At 69.5% G+C, this 15,422-nt stretch carries 17 protein-coding genes; 4 read left to right on the top strand and 13 right to left on the bottom strand.

All coding sequences use genetic code 11. The features are described 5' to 3' along the window. Nucleotides 1–473: 473 nt before the first annotated feature. Nucleotides 474–1,442 carry an alpha/beta hydrolase gene (locus J2850_RS23990; protein WP_209987437.1) on the bottom strand — a complete coding sequence of 323 codons (969 nt, stop codon included), beginning with the start codon at nt 1,440–1,442 and terminating at the stop codon, nt 474–476. A gap of 70 nt (nt 1,443–1,512) precedes the next feature. Here J2850_RS23990 and J2850_RS23985 point away from each other — a divergent pair, with 70 nt between their 5' ends. Further along, nucleotides 1,513–2,442, top strand: coding sequence for a LysR family transcriptional regulator (locus J2850_RS23985; protein ID WP_209987436.1), 930 nt, complete (start codon nt 1,513–1,515; stop codon nt 2,440–2,442). Nucleotides 2,443–2,444: 2 nt separating this feature from the next. Here the strand turns inward: J2850_RS23985 and J2850_RS23980 are convergent, their stop codons facing one another. The 7 genes from J2850_RS23980 to J2850_RS23950 all read right to left on the bottom strand — a co-directional run bounded on the left by J2850_RS23980 (nt 2,445) and on the right by J2850_RS23950 (nt 7,309). After that, complete coding sequence (locus tag J2850_RS23980) at nt 2,445–2,825, bottom strand: hypothetical protein (protein ID WP_209987434.1); 381 nt, start codon at nt 2,823–2,825, stop codon at nt 2,445–2,447. 31 nt (nt 2,826–2,856) lie between these two features. Continuing rightward, nucleotides 2,857–3,579: a hypothetical protein gene (locus J2850_RS23975; RefSeq protein ID WP_209987432.1), complete on the bottom strand. Its 723-nt coding sequence runs from the start codon at nt 3,577–3,579 to the stop codon at nt 2,857–2,859. Nucleotides 3,580–3,696: 117 nt separating this feature from the next. Next, nucleotides 3,697–4,407, bottom strand: a complete 711-nt coding sequence (locus J2850_RS23970) for a Crp/Fnr family transcriptional regulator (RefSeq protein WP_209987430.1) — start codon at nt 4,405–4,407, stop codon at nt 3,697–3,699. A 112-nt stretch (nt 4,408–4,519) separates the two neighbouring features. Continuing rightward, complete coding sequence (locus J2850_RS23965) at nt 4,520–4,873, bottom strand: hypothetical protein (protein ID WP_209987428.1); 354 nt, start codon at nt 4,871–4,873, stop codon at nt 4,520–4,522. A gap of 123 nt (nt 4,874–4,996) precedes the next feature. After that, nucleotides 4,997–5,509: a hypothetical protein gene (locus tag J2850_RS23960; protein ID WP_209987426.1), complete on the bottom strand. Its 513-nt coding sequence runs from the start codon at nt 5,507–5,509 to the stop codon at nt 4,997–4,999. 224 nt (nt 5,510–5,733) lie between these two features. Next, nucleotides 5,734–6,276, bottom strand: coding sequence for a hypothetical protein (locus J2850_RS23955; RefSeq protein WP_209987424.1), 543 nt, complete (start codon nt 6,274–6,276; stop codon nt 5,734–5,736). A 277-nt stretch (nt 6,277–6,553) separates the two neighbouring features. Continuing rightward, nucleotides 6,554–7,309 (bottom strand): SDR family NAD(P)-dependent oxidoreductase, encoded by a 756-nt coding sequence (locus J2850_RS23950; protein ID WP_209987423.1) that lies wholly within the window; start codon nt 7,307–7,309, stop codon nt 6,554–6,556. A gap of 144 nt (nt 7,310–7,453) precedes the next feature. Between J2850_RS23950 and J2850_RS23945 the strand changes: the two genes are divergently transcribed. Continuing rightward, the gene (locus J2850_RS23945) at nt 7,454–8,365 is read left to right on the top strand and encodes an AraC family transcriptional regulator (protein WP_209987421.1); all 912 of its coding nucleotides are present in this window, start codon (nt 7,454–7,456) and stop codon (nt 8,363–8,365) included. A 68-nt stretch (nt 8,366–8,433) separates the two neighbouring features. Here J2850_RS23945 and J2850_RS23940 read toward each other — a convergent pair whose 3' ends face one another. Together J2850_RS23940 and J2850_RS23935 are read right to left on the bottom strand one after the other, a co-directional pair. Beyond that, nucleotides 8,434–10,113 carry a methyl-accepting chemotaxis protein gene (locus tag J2850_RS23940; protein ID WP_246513465.1) on the bottom strand — a complete coding sequence of 560 codons (1,680 nt, stop codon included), beginning with the start codon at nt 10,111–10,113 and terminating at the stop codon, nt 8,434–8,436. Nucleotides 10,114–10,728: 615 nt separating this feature from the next. After that, a complete protein-coding gene (locus J2850_RS23935; protein WP_209987416.1) occupies nt 10,729–11,229 on the bottom strand; it encodes a MarR family transcriptional regulator in 501 nt (166 codons plus the stop codon). 88 nt (nt 11,230–11,317) lie between these two features. Between J2850_RS23935 and J2850_RS23930 the strand changes: the two genes are divergently transcribed. Beyond that, entirely contained in the window at nt 11,318–12,211 is an 894-nt protein-coding gene (locus J2850_RS23930) for a DMT family transporter (protein ID WP_209987414.1), read from the top strand. A 57-nt stretch (nt 12,212–12,268) separates the two neighbouring features. On the opposite strand, the gene J2850_RS23925 is transcribed toward J2850_RS23930, so the two are convergent. Continuing rightward, nucleotides 12,269–13,195 carry an NmrA/HSCARG family protein gene (locus J2850_RS23925; RefSeq protein WP_209987411.1) on the bottom strand — a complete coding sequence of 309 codons (927 nt, stop codon included), beginning with the start codon at nt 13,193–13,195 and terminating at the stop codon, nt 12,269–12,271. A gap of 114 nt (nt 13,196–13,309) precedes the next feature. On the opposite strand from J2850_RS23925, the gene J2850_RS23920 reads away from it, so the two are divergent. Continuing rightward, nucleotides 13,310–13,741: a winged helix-turn-helix transcriptional regulator gene (locus tag J2850_RS23920; protein ID WP_307354511.1), complete on the top strand. Its 432-nt coding sequence runs from the start codon at nt 13,310–13,312 to the stop codon at nt 13,739–13,741. A 61-nt stretch (nt 13,742–13,802) separates the two neighbouring features. Here J2850_RS23920 and ada read toward each other — a convergent pair whose 3' ends face one another. Then, nucleotides 13,803–14,858: a bifunctional DNA-binding transcriptional regulator/O6-methylguanine-DNA methyltransferase Ada gene (gene ada, locus J2850_RS23915; RefSeq protein WP_209987406.1), complete on the bottom strand. Its 1,056-nt coding sequence runs from the start codon at nt 14,856–14,858 to the stop codon at nt 13,803–13,805. Further along, nucleotides 14,858–15,262, bottom strand: a complete 405-nt coding sequence (locus J2850_RS23910) for a YybH family protein (protein WP_209987403.1) — start codon at nt 15,260–15,262, stop codon at nt 14,858–14,860. Before J2850_RS23910 ends, ada begins: the two co-directional genes overlap by 1 nt. Nucleotides 15,263–15,422 lie beyond the last annotated feature (160 nt).

Raw genomic sequence — 15,422 nt, 5'->3', positions numbered from 1 at the left:
GCCACTCCTGCGAGGACCTCCGCCGGGTGGAGCACGGGAATGCCGAACCTTGCGGCTGCGGCAAAGCCCCGGACATTATGGGTCACCGGCACGTCCGCCCTGCCATTGACGACCGTCTCCAGCATCAGTTCGTCAGACACAGCCTCATGTTCGAAAAACAGGGCGGTGGTCACCAGACCCCGGAGTTGTCCGTCAGCCGGGAGGCTCAGCACCACGAACGAGGCGCCATACTCAACGCAGTCCGCAACGGCAAGAGCCGGAATTTTCCGGATTTGGCATTATTGCTTGAATGCTCTTCCATGTATGGGCGCGGAGTGTCAGCGCCCGGCGCTTTCTGGAAACACTTTCGGCTATCCGCTCCCACTGCTCGTCACGCAGAACCATCCGATCCAAGGCCACCTCCTCTTTGGCAGCCTTGAACCGGATTTCGGCGACGACGGGAATCCCCTTCTTCGCGCAACTGTCAACGGACCCTAAATGGAAGTGCGGCGCCCATCTCGTTGCGCTCCCGCGTGCAGCGCGTCATCAAGGAACCGCACGGCATTGCGTAGCGCTTGATCGGCATCGGGCAGGATTCCGGCCAGCAGATGCCAGACGTGGAACATGCCCGGCCAGACTTCAAGCGAAGTGCGCACCCGTGCCTCGCCCAGATTGGCCGCAAGGCGGATCGCATCGCTGAGCATGACCTCGTTCTCGCCGATTTGAACCAGGATCGGCGCCAGATCGTGAACATCTGCGAAGACTGGAGAGGCGTCGGGATGTGTCGGCAATTCCCCGGCGAGGAACATCCGTGCCAGCTTGTTCAGGAAATCGACGCTGCAAAGCGGATCGATCCCGTCGCGCACGGTGGCGGACAAACCACTATGGGTCAGATTGGCCCATGGCGAAAAGGCGACACCTGCCGCGGGCAACGCGATCCCCGCATCACGAGCCTTGCGCATTATGGTGACGACCATCGCCCCGCCGGCTGAATCGCCTGCCAGAACAAGATTGTGCGGATCGACGCCCGACGAGAGAAGAGCGCGGTAGGCAGCAAACACATCATCGATCGGTGTTGGAAACGGGAATTCCGGAGCCTGACGATAATCGGGCGCATAGACCTCCGCATTCAGGGCGCTTGCAAGTCGTCCGGTCAAACCCCGATAGCCTTCGACGCCGCCATGGACATATCCGCCGCCGTGGATATAGAGCAGAACCCGCCCCTGCGTCTTGCCTTCGGGAACCACCGTCATCGCAGATACCGAATCCAGCGCCATGGCCCCGAAGGTCACCCCTTCCGGCGCGGGAAACAGGTGGTTCAGGCCGCTCATATAGCTGGCCCGGACTTGCGCCCAACCGGCTTCTGACGTGCCGCAGATCTTCTCCACCACCGGGGCAGCGGCGGCGATCCAGCCATCGAGGGCGCTCTGTGCGTTCTGGGGAAGCGCGTTCGCGGAGGGCATTTACAGTACCTTTCGTAATCTGTTCGACAATCGGTAATGTAGGCCTTCAATTGACGAAGAAATTTCCCCAATGCAGAGCCGAGATATCGCCAAGCGTCTGCCCGTCGCCTCCGATCTCGATATCGGAGCGTTGCGCATCTTTGTCGCCATAGCCGAGGCCGGCAGTTTTGTCGGCGGCGGAAAGGCCACGGGGCTGACCCGTTCTGCCGCCGGCAAGGCGTTGGCGCGGCTGGAAAGCTATCTCGGGGTCCGGCTGTTTCACCGGACCACGCGCCGTCTGTCCCTGACCACCGAAGGTCATGAATTCTATAGGCGCAGCGTGCAGTTGCTTGAAGACATTGCCGAGGCCGAGGCAAGCATTCGTCAGAGCCAGCTTCGGCCACGCGGAACACTGCGCCTGACCGTGTCCGAAGGATATGGGAAATCGAAAGTCATTCCCTATCTCGCGACTTACCTTGAAAACGCGCCTGATCTGGCGGTGGAAGTGAGTTTTACCGACCGGCTTGTCGATCTCGTGGAAGAGGGATTCGATCTTGCGATCCGGGTCGGGTTGGCCACGTCGAATGGCCAGTATATCACCCAGGTAATCGACCGGGCTCGGCTGGGGCTTTATGCGTCGCCGCAATACCTCCATAAGCAGGGCGTTCCGGCCAGCCTTGCGGACCTGGTGCATCATCAGCGGCTGATCTACGGGTTGGGTGCCACGTCAACGGCATGGAACCTGCCGGGAGAAGATGGGGAGCCCGCCATCGTCGCTGGCGGCACTCATGCCCGCTTTGACAGTGGCGACGCGATCCGCGTGGCGGCTGTGGCGGGCCTCGGGATCGCGCTTCTCCCCTCATTCATCGTCGAGATGGACCTGAATACGGGTAAGCTGGTGGAAGTCCTGCCGGAGAACGCTAAGAGCGAAATCGCCGTCCATGCGATCTATCCCAGCCGGCGGCACCTTTCGATTCGTACCCGCTGTTTCATAGAAGGGCTGAGGCGTTCTCTCAGATAACCCTATGCTGCGTCGTCCAACTCGGCTCCTTCACCGTCGTCGTCACTAGCCTGCTGCCGGAGGAAGCGCTGGGGGACGATTTTTGTGGCGCCGGGCGCGTCCGCACCCTCGACGATCGTGGCGAATACCGCGTCGAACTGATCGGAAGGCACTCCGTCCAGCATCGATTGCAGGTGGTTGCCGCCGGAGTTGTCGCTGGGGATTGCTGTCAACCCGGACAGGGTATGAGCGTTCGACCGCCCACGCCCGGTGCCCTTGGCCAAGCCGCGCCGGTGCGACAGAAACGACGGGCTCTGCATGAAGAATACCGGAAATGCCGCCAACCCGGTGTCCGACATCGTCTGGCGGCCGTTGCTCCCCCGTCGCCGATCCGCAAGCCCCATGCTTGCTCCACCTGCCTGATCGGCGTCGCGCTCAGCGCTGGACGGTCGTCACCGTCTGGGTGGCGCGGTTGCCGGTGCCGGTGGCGAGGTTGATCGAGCTGTTCAGGTTGTTGAACTGCACGCCGCCATTCTCCAGCGCGAAGGGCAGGTGGGGCAGCGGCCCCGCCGTCCGCATCAGCGGATCCGGCACCTGCGCGGTTTCCTCCCGATGCTGCCGCGCCTCGTGTTGGGGCTGGGGCTGGGGCTGGGATTGTGGCTGCGGTTGCGGCGCCGGGCCGCTGGGACCCGCCGGCGCGGCACCGCTGCCGTCGCCGAGCTGCTGCTGGCTGAGGTTGCCGTCGCCGAAGGCGAAGTTCAGCGCGCTGTTGAAGTTGTTCACGATGAAGGGCGCCTCGATCAGCGTGAGGGCTGGGTCGGCCGGCACCGGCGCTTGGCGGCTGGGTGCCAACGGCTGGCCCTTGCTGAAGCCGGCGAGGAAACCGGCGTCGCCGCGGATGCGGGTGATCGATTGCTGGTGCACGGAGGACCGGCTGGCCGACGGGTTGGTGACCATTGCGCCGGGAGGGGCGCCGCGGCGGTTGGGCGCCACCGACACCGGCAATCGCGGCACCTGCGACAGGGCCTGGGCCATGGCGGCGCCGGGGATCGGGCCGGACGGAAAGCCGATGCCGCCGCTGACCTGCGCCGCGGCGGTGCCGGCGGTCAGCAGCAGGGCGGCGCCTGTGGCGAGCAGGAGGCGGCGGGGCTTGGTCATCGCGGGCTCCCTCGGACATGTGGCGGGCGGACATGCGCTGGGCTGTCCGGGAGCCAGGATAGGGCGCCGGCCACCCCGCCGCTGTGGTCTGGGCCACAGGCGGCGGCCGATTGCCGCTCAGCCGCAGGACTCCGTGATCTCCTCCAGCGCCTCGGCGTCGAGGATGGTGATGATCCCGGCCTCCATCCGGATCACGCCGGCGCGCTGCCATTCGTTCAGCATCTTGTTGACGCTCTCGCGTGAGACGCCGACCAGGCAGCCGAGCTGCTGCTGCGACAGCTTGATGTCCAGGCGCAGCCCGTCGGCCGCCGGCTTGCCGAAGGCGTCGCCCAGCCGCTTCAGCGCGCGCGCGAAGCGCGAGGCGGCCTCCAGGAACAGCGTGTCCTCCAGATGCTCGCTGGTCAGGCGCAGGCGCTTGCACAGCACGCCGATGATGCGCAGCGCAATGTCCGGCCGGGCGGTCAGCAGCGGCATCAACTGCGCGCGGTCGACCACCAGCAGGTCGGTTTCCTCCAGCGCCACCGCGTCGGCGGTGCGCGGCTCGCCGTCGAGCAGGGCGATCTCGCCGAACAGGCCGCCCTTGTTGATGATGCTCAGCACCAGTTCCTTGCCGTCCAGCGAGTGCGAGCAGATCTTCACCCGGCCGCGGATGACCGCCATCATGCTGTCGCCGGGGTCTCCCTTCTGGAAGATCACCGCGCCGCGCCCGTGGTGGGACAGCCGCGCGCCGGCCGCCAGCCGGCGGCGTTCCTCGCCTTCCAGATGCTTCAGCAGGAAATGCCCGGCGAGAACGAGGTCCTTGTCGAAGTTGATCCGGATCGCGGTCATGGAGGGCCTCCAGAGCGATGTCTCAGGGCCGGTCGCTCGCGGCATGGTACAGCCGTTGCGGGTCTGCCCGGCGCCGTCATCGGCGTTACCCCGCCCTCGGCGCCGGCCCACCTCAATCCGGGTCCGGTTCCGGATCGGCATCCGGATTTTCGGGGAAGGCCCATGAGTCTCCGCCCTGGCCGACTTGCCCGACCTGGGGAGGAAGGCGGCGGTCCAGGAATCCCCGCAGGTCCGGATCGACGGGCCGCGGCGGCAGCATCGCGCCGTCGTCCGAGGGGATCGCCCGCATCGCCTGCGCCGACGTGGCGGTGCAGCGGGTTTCGCCGTCGACGGTGCGGCAGCTCAGGGTGCCGGACCCGCGCATGCAGACGGTCTTGCCGTTGACGGTCTGGCAGGCCAGCGAGTCCGCCAGTGCCGGGGTGGCGGCGAGGAGCGTGGCGCCGAGAAGAAGGATGGTCTTGCCCATGGTCGTGGGACTCCCATGATCGGGACGCGGTGGCCCGCCCCGCTCCCGCCCGGGGAGCGGGGCGGGGCCGGGGCGGGAAGGATGGAAGCGGCAGCCGGCGTGCCCTTGCCGGCCGCGCCGTCGTCAGCGGCGCCCGCCCGCCAGGGCCTGGACCGCGCTGTTGCCGATGCCGGCGGTGACGTTGGTGGCGATGCCGACGTCGGTGCTGACCAGCGGGCCGCGGCCGGTGAAGTTCAGCCCCACCCGCACGCCGCTGCCCGGCATCCCGGCCACCGATTGGCCGGCGCCGTTGCCGATGCCGGCGGCGACGTTCGTCGCGGTGCCGACGTTGGTGCTGACCAGCGGGCCGACGCCGCGGCCCGGCACGGCCATTCCGGGGCCGGCAGCCTGCCCCATACCCTGGACCAGGATCCCCTGCTGGTGGGCCGTGTTGCCGATGCCGGCGCCGACGTTGGTCGCAGTGCCGACATTGGTGCTGGCCAGTCCCGGGACCATCCCGGCGACGGTCATGGCGGGGATGCCGGCGGCGCGGCCCCTGCCCATGGCCGTGGTGTCGGCCGACGCGGCGGTCGAGAGCAGCGCCGCGGCGGCGAAGACGGCCATGAACGGGGCGCGGTTCGGAATGCTGCGGATCATCGGATGGTATCCTTCATCTGGTTGCGGGGGAAGGGCGATGGATCCAGCCTATCGGGAGAGCCGCGGCGCCGATGTGAGGCGGCCAACACATCGCCCCGTTTCCTTTTTCCCCCGCGGCCGCGGCAGTGGGACGGGCGCCGGCCCGAAAAGGAAAGCTCCGGCCGGGGGTCCGGCCGGAGCGAGGGTCAGGGAGGAAGCCTTGCAGGGAGGAGGAGGCGGACCGCTCAGCGCTGCTGGACGAAGGCGCCCTGGCCGGCGAAGTTGCCGACGCCTGCCGACAGGTTCTGCATGCTGGAGAGGTTGGACGGGCCGAGCAGGCCGCCGGAGCGCTGGAGGACGGTGCCGCGCTGCAGGGCGGTGTTGCCGATGCCGGCCGCGGTGTTGCCGATGGTGGCGACCGAGCCGCCGCTGAGCATGCCGCCGGACCGCTGCATCACCGTCGCAGCCTGCCCGGCGGTGTTGCCGATGCCCGCCGCGGTGTTGGAGACGCCGGCCACCGACCCGCCGTTGAACAGCCCGCCGCTGCTCTGCCTGACGAAGGCGCCCTGGGTGGCGGTGTTGCCGATCCCGGCGGCGAGGTTGGAGACCGAGGAGACGTTCGGGCCGGCGAAGCCGCCCTTGGACCGCTGCATCACCAGGGCGCTCTGGTCGGCGGTGTTGCCGATGCCGGCGGCGGTGTTGGAGATGGTGGAGACGTTCTGCGCCATCGCCGGGGCGGCGAACAGGGCGAGCGAGGCGAAGCCGGTCAGCAGGGCGGTGCGGATCATGGTGTGGTCTCCTGTCTGGGGGCCGTGGTGTCCGGCCGTGTTGTCGATGGACAGACCCTACCCAAGCCCGCGGATCCCGGATGTGAGCCGGGCCACAACCGGCCGCGGTTTCCCCGACGGGCCGGATTTCCCCGTGGCTCCACACGTTCCGCCGCCCCTGCGCGACCTCGACGTTGCCCCCACCTAACCTCCCCCGCCCAGCGGGAGAGGGTTGGGGTGGGGGTCTGGCTTGCCAAGGCCGGCACCCTCGCGGCCCCCAACAGCAGGCGGCCGGCCGTCACGGCACGGTCATTCCGCCGTCGACCGGCAGCGCCACGCCCGTCACGTAGGAGGCCTTGTCGCTGAGAAGGAAAAGCGCCGCCTCGGCCTGCTCCGCCGGATCGGAGAAGCGCCCGATCGGATGCGCGGCCAGCACCTGGGCATTCACCGCCGGGTCGGCCGTCCACTGGTCGAACATCTCGCTGCGCGTGCCGCCGGGGCAGATCGCGTTCACCCGGATGTTCCGCTGCGCGAGCTCCAGCGCCGCGACCTTGGTCAGGCCGATCACCGCATGCTTGGAGGCCTGGTAGGCCGACAGCCCGGGATTGGCGACGAGGCCGCCCACCGAGGAGGTGTTGACGATCGCACCGCCCCCGGCTTCCAGCATCGCCGGGATCTGGTGCTTCATGGCGAGGAACACGCCCGTCAGGTTGACCGCGATCACGCGGTTCCACTCGTCTTCGCCGAGATCGGCGATGGCGGTGCCGGACTGTGCCATGCCGGCGTTGTTGAAGGCGAGGTCGAGCCTGCCGAACGCCGCGACCGTCGCATCGACCAGCTTGCGGTGGTCGTCCGCCACCGCCACGTCCGTCCGCACGAAGATCGCCTTGCTGCCCTCCCGGACGATCCGGTCGGCGACCGCACGCCCTTCCGCCTCGCGCCGCGCCGCGACCGCGACGCTGGCGCCCTCGCGGGCGAACAGCAGCGCCGCCGCCCGGCCGATCCCCGAATTGCCGCCCGTGACGATGGCGACCTTGTCCTGAAGCCTGCCCATGCCGGTCTCCTGTGTCTTGCGCCCGCGGGCGGACGCCGTCGTGTCCGCCCGCGGGGCCGGTTGACTGGGTGCCGGAGTTAGGTAGACGCAAGGGGCTGGACAATCTATGCTCGGAAATCCGCAATACCCTCGCGATCGTCCAGAATGCCGGTTGACCCGCTCTCCGACGTCCTGTCGCTTCTCAAGCCTCACACCTACATTGCCGGCGGCTTCGACCTCGCCGGCGGCTGGTCGATCCGTTTCAACGCCCACACCGGCATCAAGTGCTACGCGCTGGTGTCGGGCCGCTGCTGGCTGACGGTGGAGGGCGCCGCCGAGCCGCTGGAGATGGAGGCGGGCGACTGCGTCCTTCTGCCCAACGGGCGGCGGTTCGTGCTGGCGGCGGACCTTGCGCTCGACCCCGTCCCCTATCCGGATCTGGCCCCGGCCGTGGGGCCGGGCGGGGTGCTGACGCTGAACGGCGGCGGCGGGACGATGATCCTCGGCGGGCATTTCGCCTTCAGCGGCGCCCATGCCGACATGCTGCTGGGGGCCATGCCCTCGATCGTCCGCCTGCGCGAGGATGCCGACAAGGACGGCCTGCGCTGGGCCTTGGAGCGCATGCGGCGGGAGCTGACCGGCGGGCAGCCGGGCGGCGTGCTGGTCGCCCGGCACCTCGCCCACATGATGCTGGTGCAGGCGTTGCGGCTCTATCTGGCAGAGGGGGTTGGCCGGAGCGTCGGCTGGCTCTTCGCCCTGGCCGATCCGCGGCTTGCCGCGGCCCTCGGCGCGATGCACGCCGATCCCGGCGCGCGCTGGACCCTTCCCGCGCTGGCCGAACGGGCGGGCATGTCGCGCTCGGCCTTCGCCGAGAGGTTCAAGGCGACCGTCGGCTCGTCCCCCATCGACTACCTGACCCGTTGGCGCATGCTGCTGGCCGGCGACCGCCTGTCCGGCGGCGGCGAACCGGTCTCCGCGATCGCGGCGTCGCTGGGCTACGAGTCGGAAAGCGCGTTCGGAACCGCCTTCAAGCGCGTGATGGGATGCTCGCCGCGACGCTACGCCGCGCGGCCCTAGAGGCGCCGCGCGGGAAGCCGCCCGGCCGAGGCGCCAGGCGGTGGATCAGGCCGTGGACCGGGATCGCGTCAGGCCGCCCGGATGCGGGTGATGAAGGCGTTCACCTCGGCGCGGAGACGATCGGCCTCGCGCGACAGTTGGCCGGCCGCGGACAGAACCTGGCTGGAGGCGGTTCCCGCCTCTTCCGCGGCGCTGCTCACGCCCGTGATGTTGGTCGAAACCTCCTGCGTGCCCTGCGCCGCCTGCTGCACGTTCCGCCCGATCTCCCTGGTGGCGGCCGACTGCTCCTCGACGGCGGCGGCGATGCCGCCGGAGATCTCGTTCACCTGCGCGATGGTGCGGCCGATGCTGCGGATCGCCTCCACCGCGCCGTCGGTGCGGGCCTGGATTTCGGAAATCTGGGCCGAGATCTCCTCGGTCGCCTTGGCGGTCTGGGTGGCCAGTTGCTTGACCTCGCTCGCCACCACGGCGAAGCCCTTGCCGGCCTCTCCGGCGCGCGCCGCCTCGATGGTGGCGTTCAGCGCCAGCAGGTTGGTCTGGCTCGCGATGTTCTGGATCAGGCCGACGACATCGCCGATCCGCTGCGCCGCCGAGGCGAGGCTGACGACGGTCTCGTTGGTGCGTTCCGCCTCGGCCACCGCGCTCTGCGACATGTGCGAGGAGTCGGTCACCTGGCGGCTGATCTCGGAGATCGAGCCGCCCAGCTCCTCGGACGCCGAGGCGACGGTCTGGACGTTGACCGACGCCTGTTCGGTCGCCGCGGCGACGGCGGTCGACCGGCGGGACGTCTCCTCGGCGATCGCCGACATGCTCTGGGCGCTCGACTGCAGGTGGGCCGCTGCGGACGACACCGCCTCGATGACGCTCAGGACGCTCGCCTCGAACTGATCGGCCAACCCGAGCATGGCGGCCTTGCGTTCGCGCTCGGCCAGCGCCTTGCGTTCGGCGGCGTCCGCCTCCATGCGACGCATCTCCAGGCCGTTGTCCTTGAACACCTGGACGTTCCTGGCCATCAGGCCGATTTCGTCGCTGCGGGCGGTCCCTTCGACCTGGATGGAGTGGTCGCCCTTCGCCAGGACCTGCATGACGCCCGCCAGGCGCTTCAGCGGCCCGGTCACCTGGCTGCGGATGATCCAGATGGCCAGCGCGAACGCGAACAGGGCGCCGACCGTCGTGCCGGTGACCGTGCGGATGAAGGAGCGTTCGTAGAGGTCGCTGGCGGCCTTCGCGGACGCGGCGAGGTCGTCCTGCTGGTCCTTGACCAGGGCCGCCAGGGCGTTGTTGCAGCTATCGTAATACTCGGTGATGATGTCCAGCAGGGCCTTGGCCTGGACATCCTGGTTCGAGGCGATGAACTTCCGCGCATCCTTCAACGTCGCGCGATAGTTGGTCGCGTCGTCGGTCGCCTTGTCGAAGGTCGCCTGTGAGCGGTCGATGAAGGTGTCGAGCTCCTTCATGATCTGGTCGAACTCGGCAAACTCCTCATCGGCTTCGCGGAACTGCTCGGCGATCTCGGCGGGGTCGTCCGCGACGATCGCCTCGTAGGTCAGTTGGTGCGCGCGCGCCATCTTCTCCTTGGCGGTGGCGGCCAGATACAGGGATCTGGCATCGTCCGTCGCCATCGTCTGCGTCGTCGCGGCAACCGTACGAAGTGAATCCAGGGATGTGGCCGCAACTCCCGCGACCAGCAGGGCGAACAGCGCCAAGCTGCTCAGGATCTTCGACGACATCGAGAGACGAGAAAGCAAGAAACGCTCCATTTATATTCAGCCCGTAGCTGCTCGGTCGTACGGTTTCGATGCGAATAGAGCTGCGTTTCATCGCGGCCGGAGAGGTTTACATTGAGCCTCGAAGGATCTTCGAAGTGGTTAACGGTAAGCAGGGGAAGCCCCTTAAAATCCGCCGGCGAATGCCCGGCGACGCTTGGGCGGCCATGCGCGCGCGGGTGGAAATCCCGGCTGCTCCGGCAACCGGCCTGGCACCGGCGGCGGCCTCGGCGTCACGGTGCCCACGCCCCGTGCGGGTGCCCCGGGCATGCGCTGTCAAACGATTGGAATCACTCCTGCTTTGGGTCATCGGCGCCTGAAAGGCGCGAGGCGGGCCACCCGCCCGCCTGCTCGCCGGGCCACGCGAACGGACCGTGGAGTCCCGCTGTCCCGGCGACGGCGGGCGGACCGGCGCCTTGGCTTGGCGAAAAGCTTAACGCCCCGACTGTGCGTACGCCGCATTACTCCAGGCGGGCTCCCCGCTTCGACCCGGAACCGCGCGGCTCGACCGGGTGCTTCCATGCCCCGCCGGCGCGTGTCGGCGGCAGCCTCGCGCACCCCGCCGGAGGAGCCGCCTCCACCGGTTCATGACCCCCGTCACCCGCCGTCCTGCGGTTCCAGGCCGGCGATCAGCTTCGCCAGGAGGGCGGCGAGCGCGTCCCGCTCCCCCTCGGTGAGGGCCGAGAGGATGGCGTGCTCGTTCTCGACATGGGCGGTCACCGCCTCGTCGATCACGGCGCGGCCCTGGTCCGTCAGGTGCACGGTAACGCCGCGCCGGTCGCCGGGATGGGGCTCCCGCCGGATCAGGCCCGCCCGCTCCAGCCGGTCGAGGCGGTTGGTCATCGCCCCGGACGACACCATTGTCGCCTCGTAGAGCGCCGTCGGCGTCAGCGCATAGGGGCTGCCGGAGCGGCGCAGCGTCGCCAGCACGTCGAACTCCCCCTGCTGCAGCCCGAACCGCGCGAAGACCGGTGCCAGCCGGTCGCGCGACACCAGCAGCGCCGCCTCGGTGAGCCGGCCGATCACCGCCATCGGGCGGACGTCGAGGTCCGGCCGTTCCCGCCGCCACTGCTCAAGCGCCCTGTCGGCCCGATCCATTCCTCTCACCATCAAGTATCTTGACGTAAAGATTCTTCAGGCTAAACATTACCGCCGCACGCGATCCTTGCCAAGCGGGAACCTCACCATGACCAGGCTCTGGAACTCGGCCGCCGGCCTCCTGCTCGCCACCGGCGGGCTGCTCGGCCTGACGCCGCTGTTCGGCAAGCTGGCGGCGCAGGGCGGGGTCGGCGCGCCGCTCTGGGCCTTCGTCGTCTCGTTCGGGGCGGCTGTCGTGCTGCTGTGCGCGCTGCTGGCGCGCCGGGGCAGGGTGGGGCTCACCCCGCGCCGGCTGCGCTATTTCGCGGCCACCGCCGCGATCTCCTACGCCATCCCGAACCTGCTGATGTTCTCGGCGATCCCGCACCTCGGGGCCGGCTACACCGGCGTCATGTTCACGCTGTCGCCGGTCTTCACGCTGGGGCTGTCGATCCTGTTCCGCCAGCGCCGGCCCAACGCGCTGGGCATCGCCGGGATCGCCGTCGGCTTCGCCGGCGCGGTGATGGTGGCGGCGACGCGCGGCGAGGCGGGGCAGCCGGCCGAGCCGCTGTGGGTTGCCGCCGGGCTGCTCATTCCCGTCTGCCTCGCGGCCGGCAACATCTACCGGACCCTGGACTGGCCGGAGGGCGCCGGCCCGATCGAGCTGGCGGTGGGCAGCAACCTCGCCTCCGCCGCCATGCTGCTGGCGGGGATGCTCGTGACGGGGGCCGGCGGGCCGGTCGCCAGCCTCGCCGGCGCCCCGCTGCCGCTGGTGGTGCTGGGGCAGGTCGCTGCGGCCTCGGGGATGTTCGCGCTGTTCTTCCGCCTCCAGGCGGTCGGCGGGCCGGTGTATCTGAGTCAGATCGGCTACGTCGCGGCGGCGGTCGGCCTGGTCTTCGGGGTGGCGATCCTGGGCGAGCGATACCAGGCGATGACCTGGGCCGGGGCGGTCGTCATCACCGTGGGCGTGCTGATGACCACGCGGGCGCAGGGCAGGGGATGAGAACCCGCGTGCCCGGCCGCTCGGCCGGCTCCAGCCGCTGCCCGCCCGCCCCTTCCGTCAAGCCGGCCCATAGTCCCATTTGCCCGCGTCGCCGAGCGCCGCCGCGAACGCCTTGCGGCCGGGCCCGGCGAGCCAGGAGCGCAAGGACAGCATCCCGGGATTCAGCTCCCGCAGCGCCTGGAGGTCGGCGTTGCCCGCGAGGCGCCCGGCATCCATCAGCGCCGCCAGCTTGCCCAGGAAGGGGTCGGCGGCCAGGAGGTCGTCGGGAAAGCGGGCATAGGCGATGGGCCGGCCGGCCGCCTCGCTGAACAGGGCTTCCAGTTCCCGCCCGGTGACGGCGTCGCCCGCGATCTCCAGCGTCGTTCCGCCGAACCGTGCCGGATCGGCGAAGATCGCCGCGACGAACCGGCCGATGTCCTCCACCGCGATGACCTGCATCCGCTGGTCGCGGCGCAGGAGGAAGCTGAAGCGTCCCTCGTTCAGCCCGAAGCCCGGCATCGCCAGCATCTCCATGAACGTCACCGGCCGGACGATGCTGGCGGTGATCGGCAGCCTGCGGATGTGCGCCTCAATGCGGGCCTTGGTGTCGAAGTGGCCCATGCCGGTCGGCTCGTTCCCGATGGCCGCAGTCGAGGTGTAGACGAGGTGCCGGACGCCGGCCTCGGCGGCGAGGTCGGCGATCCCGATGCCGTAGCGTTCCTCCTCCTCGTCGCTCAGCCCCAGCAGGGGGCCCTGGCCGGAACTCGGCTGGACGCTGAAGACGCCGTGCACCCCCTCCATCGCCTGCCGGATCAGGGCGGCATCGGCGAAGCCGCCCTGCATGAGGTCGACGCCGGCCCCGCGCAGGGCCGCCGCCTTGGCGGACGCCGGGTCGCGGACCAGGGCGCGGACCCGCCAGCCGGCCGCCAGAAGTGCCGATGCCACCGATCCACCCTGCTGGCCGGTCGCGCCGAAGACCAGAATTCGCTGCTTTCCGTCGGACATGGACGTTACCCTCGTGCTTGAACTCGCGCTTGGACGAGGGCCATCCACATATACCCGGGCGGGACGGCCCGGAAGACGGCACATTCTTCACCCTCAGGCACAAGGATGATACGCGTGGAACGAGTCATTCACGGCCGGCCCTACATCGAGACCAAGGACGGCCCCCGCTTCAAGCCCTGCGCGCCCAACAGCGTCCTCGCCCGGCTGGGCGACAAGTGGACGATCCTCGTCATGTCGCACCTTGCCGTGGCACCCGGCCACCGCCTCCGCTTCTCGACGCTGAAGGGCGGGATCGAAGGGATCACCCAGCGGATGCTGACGCTCACGCTGCGCAATCTGGAGCGCGACGGCCTGCTGGTGCGCCATTACTTCCCGGAGGTGCCGCCCCGCGTCGAGTATGAGCTGACGGAAATGGGCGCGAGCATGCTGCCGGCGCTGGAAGGCTTCACCTCGTGGATCCGGGAGAACTGGCCCCGCATCGTCGACTGCCGCCACGCCTATGACGAGGCGCAGCAGCGGGCGGAGGACCAGGACGCTCCGGTATAGGACGCCGCGGCATAGGACGCCCAGGCGCCCTCCGTCCGGGCGCCCGGCACGCCGTCCGGGATCATTCCCCGTCGGTCCGGGCGGCATCGGCACCGGGAGGCGGCGGTCCGATCCCTTCGCGCAGCATCAGGCTGCGCTTGCGGTCGAGACCCCAGCTATATCCCCAGTGGCTCCCGTCGGCCTTCACGACCCGGTGGCAGGGGATGGCGACGGCGAGCGGATTGCTCGCGCATGCGCTTGCGACCGCGCCGACCGCCCGCGGCCGGCCCACCGCCCTGGCGATCTCGTCGTAGGAAATCGTCGACCCCGCCGGCACGGACTGCAGCAGCCTCCAGACGCGCCTCTGGAACGCCGTGCCCCGCAGGTCGAGCGGCAGGGCCGTCCCCAGGGCCGGCGCCTCGACCAACCCGACGACACGCGCGACGAGCGCCTCATACTGCGCGTCGGCCCCGACCAGGGTCGCATGCGCGAAGCGCTCCTGGAGATCCCGGAGCAGGGCGTCGGGATCGTCCCCCAGCAGGATCGCCGCGACGCCGACCTCGCTGGAGGCCACGAGGATGGCTCCGAGCGACGTCTGGCCGACCGCGAAGCGGAGGGTTTCTCCCGTCCCGCCCGCCTTGTAGTGCGACGGCGTCATGCCCAGGGACTTGCGGGTCACCGCGTAGAAGCGGCCGCTGGAGCCGAATCCGGTCTCGTAGATCGTCTCGGTGATCTTCTGTCCTCGCGAGAGGCGCTGGCGGACGTCCTGCGCACGCTTCTGCTGGGCGAACGCACGCGGCGTGAGGCCGGTGTGCGCCTTGAAGAGGCGATGCAGGTGGCCCTCGCTGATGCCCAGGGCGTGCGCCAGCGCGCCGACCGACGGAACACCCTCGTCCGCCTCGATGAGCCGGCACGCCTCCGCCACGAGCTCCGCATGCCGGTCCGCGACCGGCCCGTCCTGCGGCCGGCAGCGGCGGCAGGGGCGGAAGCCGGCGGCCTCGGCGTCGTGCCGGCTCTCGAACAGCCTGACATTCTCGTGCCTGGGCGGGCGGGAGCCGCAGGTCGGGCGGCAATAGATCCCCGTCGTCGTCACCCCGCGCCAGGGCGCGCTCCCGTCCGCGGCTGCGCCGCCCGGCATCAGGCGGTCTCCCGGCGGGCGGAGCCGAACGGATTGTCGATCAGGTAGCGCCACAGCCCGTCCTCGCCGCGGCGGGCGATGTCGGTCGCCGTCGCGACCATGTTCACCGCGGTTCCGTCCCGCGCGATCCCGACATACGACCAGTCCAGGATCAGCAGGGCGATGTTGCCGGCGACGAACAGGTGCCGCTGCGTGATCGACATCTCCAGGCCCAGGCTGAAGTATTTTTCGAGTTCGGCGCCGATCCCGGCGCGCCCGGCATGCGGCGTTCCGCCGGCATCGACGATCATGCCGTCAGGATCGTAGAATCCGAGCATCGTCTCGACGTCGAGCGAATTGAGGTGCGCAAGCAGCGCGGGAACGATGCCTTCGGGGGTGGTCGCCAGGGCGAGCGGCTTGGTCATGGAAACTGGTATCCTTGGATGGCACCCGCGATGTGCGGGCCATCGAGTGATGCCAGTCGGCGGCCTGCCGCGAACTCCGCTTTCTGATCCCGGATTCGGCTTCGATCCCCTGCCGCCCTGTCCGGTCTCGCGGATCCGTCACGCCGCCCGCCCGGCCGGC

The organism is Azospirillum picis (assembly GCF_017876115.1).
In the GTDB taxonomy this organism is placed as follows: Bacteria; Pseudomonadota; Alphaproteobacteria; order Azospirillales; family Azospirillaceae; genus Azospirillum; species Azospirillum picis.
This window is presented reverse-complemented; position numbering and strand designations above follow the sequence as displayed.

Coding starts and splice junctions, on each gene's coding strand:
- J2850_RS23980 (WP_209987434.1), bottom strand. CDS start 2,825: ATGGGGCTTGCGGATCGGCGACGGGGGAGCAACGGCCGCCAGACGATG.
- J2850_RS23955 (WP_209987424.1), bottom strand. CDS start 6,276: ATGATCCGCACCGCCCTGCTGACCGGCTTCGCCTCGCTCGCCCTGTTC.
- J2850_RS23950 (WP_209987423.1), bottom strand. CDS start 7,309: ATGGGCAGGCTTCAGGACAAGGTCGCCATCGTCACGGGCGGCAATTCG.
- J2850_RS23925 (WP_209987411.1), bottom strand. CDS start 13,195: ATGTCCGACGGAAAGCAGCGAATTCTGGTCTTCGGCGCGACCGGCCAG.
- J2850_RS23970 (WP_209987430.1), bottom strand. CDS start 4,407: ATGACCGCGATCCGGATCAACTTCGACAAGGACCTCGTTCTCGCCGGG.
- J2850_RS23990 (WP_209987437.1), bottom strand. CDS start 1,442: ATGCCCTCCGCGAACGCGCTTCCCCAGAACGCACAGAGCGCCCTCGAT.
- J2850_RS23935 (WP_209987416.1), bottom strand. CDS start 11,229: ATGGATCGGGCCGACAGGGCGCTTGAGCAGTGGCGGCGGGAACGGCCG.
- J2850_RS23960 (WP_209987426.1), bottom strand. CDS start 5,509: ATGATCCGCAGCATTCCGAACCGCGCCCCGTTCATGGCCGTCTTCGCC.
- J2850_RS23945 (WP_209987421.1), top strand. CDS start 7,454: ATGCCGGTTGACCCGCTCTCCGACGTCCTGTCGCTTCTCAAGCCTCAC.
- J2850_RS23985 (WP_209987436.1), top strand. CDS start 1,513: ATGCAGAGCCGAGATATCGCCAAGCGTCTGCCCGTCGCCTCCGATCTC.
- J2850_RS23910 (WP_209987403.1), bottom strand. CDS start 15,262: ATGACCAAGCCGCTCGCCCTGGCGACCACCCCCGAAGGCATCGTTCCC.
- ada (WP_209987406.1), bottom strand. CDS start 14,858: ATGCCGGGCGGCGCAGCCGCGGACGGGAGCGCGCCCTGGCGCGGGGTG.
- J2850_RS23965 (WP_209987428.1), bottom strand. CDS start 4,873: ATGGGCAAGACCATCCTTCTTCTCGGCGCCACGCTCCTCGCCGCCACC.
- J2850_RS23930 (WP_209987414.1), top strand. CDS start 11,318: ATGACCAGGCTCTGGAACTCGGCCGCCGGCCTCCTGCTCGCCACCGGC.
- J2850_RS23975 (WP_209987432.1), bottom strand. CDS start 3,579: ATGACCAAGCCCCGCCGCCTCCTGCTCGCCACAGGCGCCGCCCTGCTG.